9 protein-coding genes are annotated in these 11,143 nt (G+C 56.0%); 8 read left to right on the forward strand and 1 reads right to left on the reverse strand.

The annotated features are described in order from the left end of the window. Positions 1–73: 73 nt before the first annotated feature. The 8 genes from ACJ5NV_RS18635 (at position 74) to ACJ5NV_RS18670 (ending at position 8,497) form a co-directional block, all read left to right on the forward strand. The gene (locus ACJ5NV_RS18635; RefSeq protein WP_411646171.1) at positions 74–1,270 is read left to right on the forward strand and encodes an ABC transporter substrate-binding protein; all 1,197 of its coding nucleotides are present in this window, start codon (positions 74–76) and stop codon (positions 1,268–1,270) included. Positions 1,271–1,361: 91 nt separating this feature from the next. Continuing rightward, positions 1,362–2,147, forward strand: coding sequence for an ABC transporter ATP-binding protein (locus tag ACJ5NV_RS18640; protein ID WP_411646172.1), 786 nt, complete (start codon positions 1,362–1,364; stop codon positions 2,145–2,147). After that, positions 2,144–2,302, forward strand: coding sequence for a hypothetical protein (locus ACJ5NV_RS18645; protein ID WP_411646174.1), 159 nt, complete (start codon positions 2,144–2,146; stop codon positions 2,300–2,302). Before ACJ5NV_RS18640 ends, ACJ5NV_RS18645 begins: the two co-directional genes overlap by 4 nt. A gap of 140 nt (positions 2,303–2,442) precedes the next feature. Next, the gene (locus ACJ5NV_RS18650; RefSeq protein WP_411646186.1) at positions 2,443–3,126 is read left to right on the forward strand and encodes an ABC transporter ATP-binding protein; all 684 of its coding nucleotides are present in this window, start codon (positions 2,443–2,445) and stop codon (positions 3,124–3,126) included. After that, complete coding sequence (locus tag ACJ5NV_RS18655; RefSeq protein WP_411646175.1) at positions 3,123–3,566, forward strand: hypothetical protein; 444 nt, start codon at positions 3,123–3,125, stop codon at positions 3,564–3,566. The genes ACJ5NV_RS18650 and ACJ5NV_RS18655 overlap by 4 nt, the downstream gene beginning before the upstream one ends. Then, the gene (locus tag ACJ5NV_RS18660) at positions 3,567–4,577 is read left to right on the forward strand and encodes a branched-chain amino acid ABC transporter permease (protein WP_411646177.1); all 1,011 of its coding nucleotides are present in this window, start codon (positions 3,567–3,569) and stop codon (positions 4,575–4,577) included. After that, positions 4,574–5,911, forward strand: coding sequence for a branched-chain amino acid ABC transporter permease (locus ACJ5NV_RS18665; protein WP_411646179.1), 1,338 nt, complete (start codon positions 4,574–4,576; stop codon positions 5,909–5,911). The genes ACJ5NV_RS18660 and ACJ5NV_RS18665 overlap by 4 nt, the downstream gene beginning before the upstream one ends. 123 nt (positions 5,912–6,034) lie before the next feature. After that, the gene (locus tag ACJ5NV_RS18670) at positions 6,035–8,497 is read left to right on the forward strand and encodes a penicillin acylase family protein (RefSeq protein ID WP_411646181.1); all 2,463 of its coding nucleotides are present in this window, start codon (positions 6,035–6,037) and stop codon (positions 8,495–8,497) included. A gap of 408 nt (positions 8,498–8,905) precedes the next feature. On the opposite strand, the gene ACJ5NV_RS18675 is transcribed toward ACJ5NV_RS18670, so the two are convergent. Next, the gene (locus ACJ5NV_RS18675) at positions 8,906–11,083 is read right to left on the reverse strand and encodes a hypothetical protein (protein WP_411646183.1); all 2,178 of its coding nucleotides are present in this window, start codon (positions 11,081–11,083) and stop codon (positions 8,906–8,908) included. Positions 11,084–11,143 lie beyond the last annotated feature (60 nt).

Here is an 11,143-nt window from a genome sequence, read left to right on the forward strand (position 1 = left end):
CTTCTTGCTTTTCTTTTGGAAAACGCCTGATAGGCTGCAGTTTACAAAAAAGACAAACAATTGGGAGAAGACAATGAAAAACCTGATGATGGCGACTGCCGCCACAGCCATGGCCGCAAGCGGTGCCTTTGCCGCTGGTCACGCCGAAGAGATCAAGATCGGGGTGATCCTCGGCTTTACCGGGCCACTGGAATCAATCACCCCCGCGATGGGTGCCGGTGCGGAACTGGCCATGTCAGAGGTAAACGCATCCGGTGCGCTGCTGGATGGAGCCACAGTAACATCAGTCCGTGGTGACAGTACCTGCATTGACGCTGGTGCCGCAGCAGCCGCCGCAGAGCGTCTGATCACATCTGACAAGGTAAACGCGCTGATGGGTGCCGATTGTTCCGGCGTGACCGGCGCGATCCTGCAGAACGTGGCGCGCCCAAACGGGGTCGTGATGATCTCTCCCTCTGCGACATCGCCGGGTCTGTCCACCGCCGAAGATGACGGTTTGTTCTTCCGCACAGCACCGTCTGATGCGCGTCAAGGTGTGATCATGACCGAGATCCTGCAGGATCGTGGCGTGTCCGAAGTCGCCGTGACATATACGAATAACGACTATGGCAAGGGTCTGGCTGATGCATTTCAGGCAGCCTTTGAAGCCGCAGGCGGTACCGTCACCATCTCTGCCGCGCATGAAGACGGTAAGGCTGACTATTCGTCAGAAGTCGGCGCGCTGGCCTCTGCGGGGGGCGAGGTGCTTGTCGTGGCCGGTTATGTGGACCAAGGCGGTTCCGGCGTGATCCGTTCGGCGCTGGATACCGGCGCTTTCGATACATTCTACATGCCAGACGGCATGGTCGGTGCTGCCCTGAACGACAACTTCGGTGATGAACTCGAAGGTTCTTATGGTTCCTACCCCGGAACAGACAGCGCGGGTGCTGCGCAATTCATGACATTGGCCGAAGAAGCCGGTTTTGATGGAACCAGCACATTCGCACCCGAATCTTATGATGCGGCAGCACTGATCATGCTGGCGATGCAGGCGGCCGGGTCTTCTGCTTCGGCTGATTTCAAGGATCACGTGTTCGATGTGGCCAACGCACCCGGCACGGAGATTTTCCCAGGTGAGTTGCAAAAAGGATTGGAGCTTCTCGCAGCTGGTGAAGACATCGACTATGTTGGCGCATCCGCCGTGGAACTGATCGGACCCGGCGAATCGGCTGGCAACTTTCAAGAGATCGAATTCGCCGATGGTGTTTATTCCACAATCAGCTATCGCTAAGATCGGCTGACATGATTAAAGCGGCGCGGGCTTGTCCTGCGCCGCTTTGGTAATCTAAGGCACGTGAAAGAGGCCTTCGAAAGGGACATTGATGATCGTTGTCGAAAACCTGGTGAAGACCTTTGGCGGTTTTCGTGCCGTTGACGGTGCATCTTTGCGGATCGAGGAAGGCACAATTACCGGGCTGATCGGGCCGAATGGCGCCGGCAAGACAACGCTTTTCAATGTGATCGCCGGTGTTTTGAAACCCAGCGCTGGCCGGGTCACGATGCAAGGCGAAGATATCACCGGCCTGCCCCCACATGACCTGTTTCATAAGGGTTTGCTGCGCACTTTTCAGATCGCGCACGAGTTTTCATCCATGAGCGTCCGCGAGAATCTGATGATGGTGCCGGGTGGCCAGTCGGGTGAAAAACTGTGGAACACTTGGTTCGGTCGCAAACGGATCGCAGATGAGGAACGCGCGCTGCGCGCCAAGGCGGATGAGGTGATCGAATTCCTGACCATCGACCACCTGAAAGAAGAGAAGGCAGGTAACCTGTCAGGCGGCCAGAAAAAGCTGCTGGAACTGGGCCGCACCATGATGGTGGATGCCAAGATTGTCTTTCTTGATGAGGTCGGCGCAGGCGTAAACCGTACCCTTTTGAACACAATAGGGGACGCGATTATCCGCCTGAATCAGGAGAGGAACTATACTTTTGTTGTGATTGAGCATGACATGGATTTTATCGGTCGCCTGTGTGAACCCGTCATCTGTATGGCGGAGGGCCACGTTTTGGCCGAAGGGTCCTTGGCTGAAATCAAGGCCAATGAACAGGTGATCGAGGCTTATCTCGGCACCGGATTGAAGAACAAAGACAAGGTAAGTGCGACATGAAATTTTTGCTGACCATCATTCTGGGGGCCGCCCTGGGCGCCGCAGGGACGCTGTACTGGATCTATGGCAACTATGCCGACCCCTCTGAGCAGGCGCTGATGCGTGACACGCTGACGACCTATATGCCCTTTCTCGAAGAGTATGTGAATCAGTGATAAAAACCGCCTATCAGGACGGCCGGGGTAATAAAGACCGGTCCATCACCAAAGACGGTGGCAGTACGCTTGACACGGTGACCCGGCGTTCTGGAGGCACAACTGGAACGGCTGGGGAGCCGTTCCTGATCGGCGACGCCATGACCGGCGGTTATGGCAAAGGCCCCGATATTTTACATGGCTGCACGATTGCCGCCGAAAGGGGCGAAATCACCGTGATCGTCGGCCCCAATGGTGCCGGTAAGTCCACGGCGATGAAAGCCGTGTTCGGGATGCTGAACGTGAACAAGGGCGCCGTCCGGCTGGATGGCGAAGACATCACCCACCTGTCGCCGCAGCAGCGCGTTGTCAAAGGCATGGGGTTTGTGCCCCAGGTCGCCAATATCTTCACCTCGATGACGGTCGAGGAAAACCTGGAAATGGGTGCCTTTATCCGCCGCGACGATTTCAGCGACACGATGGCGCAGATCTATGACCTGTTTCCGATCCTGAAGGAAAAACGCCATCAGGCGGCGGGCGAATTGTCGGGTGGGCAACGTCAGCAGGTTGCCGTGGGCCGCGCCCTCATGACCCAGCCCAAGGTGCTGATGCTGGACGAACCCACTGCGGGCGTGTCGCCCATCGTGATGGACGAGTTGTTCGACCGGATCATCGAGGTCGCCCGCACCGGCATCCCGATCCTGATGGTGGAACAGAACGCCCGGCAAGCGCTTGAAATCGCGGATAAAGCCTATGTGCTGGTCCAGGGGCGCAATGCGCATACCGGCACGGGCAAGGAACTGCTGGCTGATCCGGAAGTGCGGCGGAGTTTTCTGGGCGGATGAGCGTTGCTCTGCCATCTGGCGTTGGCGCTGCGATAGTCACGTTCGCAGCTTGTCTTGCGGGTGAGGCGCGCGCCGGCTCATGTACACTTATGCAGCAATGTGAAGTGACCACGATCTGTGAGAGCGAAGAGATGACCTTGGATTGGTCGACAGACACCAAAGATGCGATAACGCTGAACGGAAAAGCTGTGGCCGCCCGGTGGCTCAGCGAGTCGACAGTTTTGGATGAATTGACGATCGGCCAATCCGACTTTCAAATAGTCGCGCCCGGCCCCATGGTGACTGTGTCTGAAGATCGGCTGTCCATTCTTATCTTCCCGTCTGAGACACCGGGAAATGTCATTCTGACTGCGACGAGTATACCGCGCAGATACACCGAATATGAGGGTTCCTTGAACAATCGTACTGTTTTTCATGGCCTGTGTGAGGGGCTTTTTTGAATGGATATCCTCAACGCCCTTGTGGCCCTCGCCAATTTCGTCATCGTTCCCGGGCTCGCCTATGGCGCGCAACTGGCCATCGGCGCGCTTGGTGTCACCCTGATCTATGGTATCCTGCGCTTTTCCAACTTTGCCCATGGCGACACGATGGCTTTTGGCACCGCGATCACCATCATCGGCACCAATGCGCTGCTGGCGCTTGGGATCACCTTTGGTCCGCTGCCGACCGCCCTGCTGGCCCTGCCCTTCGGGATCGGCGTGACGATCCTGCTGGTGCTGGGCATCGACTGGCTGGTTTATAAATTCTACCGCGATCAGAAAGCCGCGCCGGTGATCCTTGTGATCGTATCGATGGGCGTGATGTTCGTGATGAACGGGATCGTGCGTTTTGTCATTGGGGTTAATGATATCCGCTTTGCTGATGGTGAGCGGTTCCTGATCAGCGCCCGCGATTTCAAGACGATGACCGGTTTGGATGAAGGTCTGGCGATCAAAACCACACAGGCGATTACCGTGGTCGTCGCCGTGATCGTCGTCGCCCTGCTCTTCTGGTTCCTGAACAGGACCCGCACCGGAAAGTCCATGCGCGCTTTTTCCGATAACGAGGATCTGGCGCTGCTGTCGGGCATCAATCCCGACTGGGTGGTCAAGGTGACCTGGATGATCGTCGCCGCACTGGCGACGACGGCTGGTGTGCTGTACGGGCTGGATAAGTCATTCAAGGCCTTCACCTATTTCCAACTGCTGCTGCCGATCTTTGCCGCCGCCATCGTGGGGGGACTTGGCAATCCGCTGGGGGCCATCGCGGGCGGTTTCGTTATCGCGTTCAGCGAGGTCACAATCACCTATGCGTGGAAAAAAGTGCTGGTCTACCTGCTGCCGGAAAGCCTTGAACCGGACGGGCTGGTGCAGCTGATGTCCACCGATTACAAATTCGCCGTCAGCTTTGCGATCCTGATCATCGTGCTGCTTTTCAAGCCGACCGGCCTGTTCAAGGGGCAATCCGTATGAACCCTGCTGTCAAAAATCCGCTACTTTTTGCCGGTGTCGCGCTGCTGATCCTTGGGACTGGCATTGTGCAAGGCGCGAATACCGCCCTGCTGATCGTGAATATGGGGCTAATCTCAGCTATCATGGCGCTGGGTGTGAACCTGCAATGGGGCTTTGCCGGGCTGTTCAACATTGGGGTCATGGGCTTTGTGGCGCTTGGTGGGCTGGCGACAGTGCTGGTGTCTATGCCGCCTGCGCCGGGGGCCTGGGCTTCGGGCGGCGCATGGCGGATCATTCTAGGTCTGTTTTTGGGCGCTGCGACTCTGGTAGCGGCAGTCATGGTGCAAAAACGTCTGAAGGGCCGGAGCAAGCTGCTGCTGACCTTGGCGATCCTCATCGTGGGCTTTTTCATCTTCCGTGCGGTGTTTGACGGTGGTGTCGCCTTTGTCGAAGCAATCACCCCTGCATCAACCGGTAATATCGGCGGGCTGAACCCCGGCGGGGCGGAGAATTACCGCGATTGGGGCTGGCTGACGCTGGTCGCCTGGCCCATGGGTGGTGTCATTGCGGCCGGGGCGGCTTGGATCATTGGAAAAACGGCCCTTGGTCTGCGATCTGACTATTTGGCCATTGCCACACTGGGCATTGCCGAGATCATTATCGCCATTCTAAAGAACGAGGATTGGCTGGCACGTGGAGTCAAGAACACGATCGGTCTGCCCCGGCCTGTGCCTTATGAGGTTGATCTGCAAAGCGATCCGAGTTTCGTTGAACGCGCCGCGAGCCTTGGGCTGGATCCGGTCACCGCCTCGACGCTTTTCACAAAAACCGGCTATGCGGTTTTATTCACTATTGTGCTGCTGATCTTGCTCTGGTTGGCGCAAAAGGCGCTGCACAGCCCCTGGGGCCGTATGATGCGCGCGATCCGCGACAATGAAACCGCGGCCGAGGCGATGGGTAAAGATGTGACCGCCCGACATTTGCAGGTCTTCATCCTCGGCTCTGCTATCTGCGGTATCGCCGGCGCGATGATGACCACGCTGGACGGGCAGTTGACCCCCACCTCCTACCAACCGTTACGCTATACATTCCTTATCTGGGTGATGGTGATTGTGGGCGGCTCTGGCAATAATTTTGGGGCTGTGCTGGGCGGCATGCTGATCTGGTGGCTGTGGGTGATGGTCGAACCGCTTGGGCTGGGGTTGATGAACATCGTCGCAGGTTTTCTGGCCGAGGACAGCCCCCTGCGTGACACGCTGATCGAAAGTGCCGCCCATATGCGTTTGCTCACGATGGGGGTGATCATGCTGTTGGTTCTGCGGTTCAGCCCGCGCGGGCTGATCCCGGAACGGTAGTGTCAGGGCATCGGGCCGCGCTATCACAGATATCTGCCGATGCGGCCCCTTGATGATTGAACGGTGGAATCCACCCGGTTGCGCGTGTAAACCGTTCGAAACGGCGCAGTAATCGGGGATACTATGGCTTGGATCTTTCGCTGGCTTGTCAGGCTGGCCTCCGGTTTGATCTTTTTGACCGTGGCGGCGCTGGTGCTGGCCTATTACTTCGCATCGCGCTCTTTGCCTGATTACAACGCGACCAGCACGGTGGCGGGGATCAGCGCCCCGGTTGAGATCGTGCGCGACAACGCGAATGTGCCGCATATCTTTGGCAGCTCTGACGCAGACGCCTATTTCGGGCTAGGCTATGCCCATGCACAGGACAGGCTGTGGCAGATGACGATGCTGCGCCGTACCGCGCAGGGCCGCCTGTCAGAGCTGTTTGGCGAACGCACCTTGCCCATCGACGAAGTGTTGCGTCGGTTTGACCTTTACAATCTGTCGGTCGCATCGGTCGCTGCACAGGATGACCGAACCAAGGCCGCGTTGCAGGCCTATTCCGCCGGGGTGAATGCTTGGCTAGAAGAAGTTAATACCGGCGCGCGCGGGCGTGGTGCGCCTGAAATGTGGCTGTTCAGCCATCCTGTGGCGCCGTGGCAACCGGCTGATTCTATTGCCATCCTCAAGCTGATGGCACTGCAACTGACGTCGCATTTGGAAAATGAAGTGCTGCGCGCAAGGACCTCGCTGCTGATCGACAATGACCGGTTGCGGGATATTTTGCCCGACGATCCGAGCCAAGGGATTGCCGCGCTGCCGGAATATGCACAGCTGGTGCCCGGTGTGCCGCAGTTTACCCCAAGCACCTACGCGGCCCGTGATCCGCTATTCCCGGTCAAGCCGCGCGCGCTGGCGGGTGCATCGAACGCATGGGCCGCGAATGCCACGCGTTCTGCCACGGGTGCGACGCTCTTGGCGAATGATCCGCATCTGGAACTGACTGCGCCAAGCATCTGGTATCTAGCCCGGATGGAGCTGTCCTCTGGCGGGGTAATTGGCGGGACGATCCCCGGGATGCCGGTGATCCTGACCGGGCGAAGCGCCAATTTGGGTTGGGGGATCACAACCGCCTATGTGGACGATCAGGATATCCTGATTGAAGAAATTAACCCCGATAATCCTAATGAATATCGCGGCCCCGATGGATGGGAGCCGTTCCGCAAGCGCGACAGCATCGTCAACGTCAAGGACGCCCCTGCCGTAACGCTGCGCCTGCGCTGGACGGCAAATGGTCCCGTAATGCCGCGCACCCAGTTCGATCTGGGGACAATCACCCCGCCCGGCCATGTGACCGCCATCGCGTGGAGCGCGCTTTCCGACCGTGACCCGTCCATGTCTGCGGCCATAGCCGTAATGTATACGCATAACGTCGAAGATGCGATTGCGGCGGGTGAAAATTACATCGCCCCCGCCCAGAACCTTGTTCTGGCAGACCGCAACCGGATCGCGATGAAAACAATCGGCGCCCTGCCCGCCCGCAGCGCGGATCACCAAAGTCAGGGACGTTATCCCGCTTTTGGCTATCTCCGCGAAAACCGCTGGCAAGGCCGCTTTCCCTATAGCGATAATCCGGAATTCACCGACCCCGATGGCGGGATCATCGGGAACACCAATAACAAAACCACTGACCGCCCCTTTCCGCATCATGTGTCTTTCACTTGGGGTGATACCCAGCGGATCAATCGCTGGCGGCGGCTGATGCAGGCGCGTGGGGTGCATACCCGCGACAGCTTTATCGAGGCACAGTTGGACACGGTCAGCTTTACCGCGCGCAGCCTGCTGACCCTGATGGGGGCTGATCTGTGGTACACCGGTGATGCAGCCCCCATTGGCACGCCAGAGCGCAAGCGCCAGGTCGCGCTGGAACTGCTGTCGAACTGGAACGGCGAGATGAACGAGCATCTGCCGGAACCGCTGATCTATGCCACATGGCTGCGAATTTTTCATGATCGTCTGATCCGGGACGAGTTGGGGCCGCTGGCGCGTGAATTCACACATGCTGATCCGGTCTTTATTGAGCGGGTGTTCCGGGACATCAACGGGGCCTCTATCTGGTGCGACGTCATCCAATCCGCCCCGTTGGAGACCTGCACCGATATCGCCAGACAGTCGCTGGATGCGGCGATCCTGTGGATCAATGAACATCATGGTGAGGCGATTGAGGCGGTTCGCTGGGGCGATGCCCATCAGGCGACCCATGATCACCCGGTGCTGGGTGAAACCCCGATGCTGAAATGGGTCGTGAATATTCGCCAGTCGACCAGCGGTGGCGATCACACGATGCAACGGGCCCGCACTTCCGGCACCGGACTGAACCCGTTCGAAAACGTGCATGCGGCGGGCTATCGTGGGGTTTATGATTTCGCGGATCCTGAAAGCTCTGTCTTTATTTCGGCGACCGGTCAGTCTGGGCATCCGTTGTCGCGGTATTACGACAATCTGGGCGAGCTGTGGCGGCGGGGTGAATACATCCCGATGTCGCTTGATCCTGACCTCGCCCGTGCGGCGGCGGTGGGCGTGACGGTGCTGCGGCCGGAGGAGTAATGTGGGCGGAATGTGCGCATAGCCTGCAAGTGTTTGATATTGATTGTAAAAATACAAACGTGGCAAAGCGGAAACGCATCGGATTTGCGTCGGACTTCCATCGGACTTTTGAACACGGTGCTGTTGTGATCCGTTAACCCCGGTACTGTACCGCGCTGTTGCGAAATATCTGGTTGCAGGACCGTGCGCCGGATCTTGGCCAGCCTGTCGCGATGAAGTTGGGACCCGAGCGTGTGATCTGAAAGTGGTCGGACCCTGGTTGGAGCACCGCAATCGGTTTTGGTGTGAGACAGATTTGTGTACAGCAGGACGTTGGCCGAAACGGTCGTTCAAGCAAGATGCAGCGATTGGCTCTTCAGAGCCCAGACCTACCAATGCTGCATGTTTTATCGATGACCGCTTTGACAATTAGTCGGAAAGTCCTGCGGATAATCGTCTATCCCACAAACTCCAGCCTAGTTGCCCCAAAAGGTCCTGTTTTGCTGCTTTGATTGCATCTGGGTGAGACCCAAAAGCAGCAAAGGTGTCTGGCAAGCGTTCTAAATATGCAAACTCAGATTTAATCATGTGGGCGAACTCTTTGGGTTTGAGTTCGGACCTCGCGCTTTCTAGGATTCCTGTATGTATCCAATTAGAAACTACCTTACCATCCAAAACCATAGTTCGGCCATCTCGCCCAAATAGCAGCGCATAGAGTATTCCAAGCTGCCAAAGATCTGCACGGGTAAAGCTTAGTCTGTCGAGATATCCCTTTAATGCTCTGTCTCGGGAGTAACTTTCATGTTCGCCATCCCGAAAGACACAATATCGGCGAAGTTGGTCTGAACATGAATCATCTGCATGGGACAGGAACTCTAGAAAGTATGCTAGCGGGCCCGCTCCCTCCGAATTGCCACCGAAAGTTAGATTGAGTGCTAGAAGTGCATCGCACCAGGCGTCGATGACTGTTTTGGTACTTTCGACAATCTGAATCCCTTTCTTGTTCACTTCCGCAATAAACTGTTTTTCATCAAAGAAGGACGCACCTACTTGGAAAACAAAGCTGATCCCTCCATCGGAAGAGAAGCCTAGTAGGTCACTCCGTAGGGAGCCTGCAAGCCGTTCGAGTCCCGCATCAATATCTTCTTGGCCCCAACTCTCCACTCGAATGAGGCCTGGCAACAAATGGGCAACGTCGGTAACGTCAAGTGGCGAAACAGCGGTAATGCTGATCATGTCATCTTGAAGAATTTTAGTCGATTCATCAGATTCGGCAAGAGTTCTAGGTATCTCCAAGACCTCATTGTAGAAATCGAATTTACCGCCATTTTCAGTTGCCCGAAAGGAACGTGTGTGCGGATGCCTCGCAACGACACCTGTTTCCTTTAGGCCTATGTTGGTGCCGCCTGGTCGAGCTTCGAGTAGATCAACGTCTTCATTGCTTAGGTACCTGGACGGAAATAGCAGTGGTCCCTTGGTTCCATTTACCTTGATCCTGCGCATGCTGTTGCGGATCACTACCCAGAAGGCTTGACTGTCAGACTCCCAAAAAACCTTCGTTTTGTGCTGTGCTTCACGCAATTCATTCAGTGCAAATCCGGCAGAAATTACATCTTTAAAGGATTCTGCATTGCGAGGCTTTTGAGAAGGATGGCGATATTGATCTTTGCCTTGGTTGGTCCAAGACGTAACCTCTCTGAGGTATTCTTCGGTTTCTTTCGGTGTTTCGTTTCTGACATACCGAACAACCGGGATATCTGAAACATGAATTCTCCGAACTGGAGATTGATCGGTAAGTGACCACAGGTCGAGATGATGGTGGTCGATCATCCAGACCATTTTATCGGAGTCGCCCGGCGCATCATGTAAAGGGCCCATGTCGCATTGCGGAGAGTAACGAAATGCAAAGCGACCATCTGGGCTGGGTCCGAAGAGCGGTTTTGCCCCCCAAGGCGAGAACTCAATGGGATGGAAGGCATGTTCTCTATTTTGAACGTCAAATGAAATCATGCCAGCGCTGGTACCTAGGATTTCGTGGGTTCTTTTGTCACCAAAGCTTGATGCAATCAGTCCCCAAACCGTTCCATCGACATCTTCAAAAACAGAGCCATCGACATATGCACAACCTGGCGGCGCCGGATATGGGAATGGTTGAGATGGGATCTCGCTATAGCTTACAACTTCAGCGTATTCTTGTTGATCCTTCGGTTTGCTTAGTTCTGGGACGTATAGAGGTGCTGTGGTCCAAAGAAGATTTAAGGTTTCCGCATCCAAGAAATGTAAAATACGGTCCATGAACTGGATTGCGAGAATGCCATTTAAGGGCAGGTGCGTGACAGTGTATGCCTGAAATGGAAGAGAGACGCGCCTGAGCTCCTTCCCTTCAACAAGATCGTAAACCGCTAGTTCAGTACTTTCGCCTTTCTCTTTGCTGGCATACTTCGATGCCGACATGCAAAAAAGCTGCGTTTTACTACGCGAAACACTTCTTACGCTTGAAGTCAAAAATGGGCGCAGCAGAAATCTCCGAGACCCATCGTCATTCAGCACATCAACGAACTGCATGCTGTGCTGGCCAAAGTCTTTAATCACTAGAGCATGTTGCACTCAATGGCCCTCATATCCTGCGGCCTTGAAGTAGTTGTAGCACTCTTCGTCTGAGAAAAG

Origin of the sequence: Loktanella agnita (genome assembly GCF_046640325.1) — a bacterium.
Lineage (GTDB): Bacteria > Pseudomonadota > Alphaproteobacteria > Rhodobacterales > Rhodobacteraceae > Yoonia > Yoonia agnita.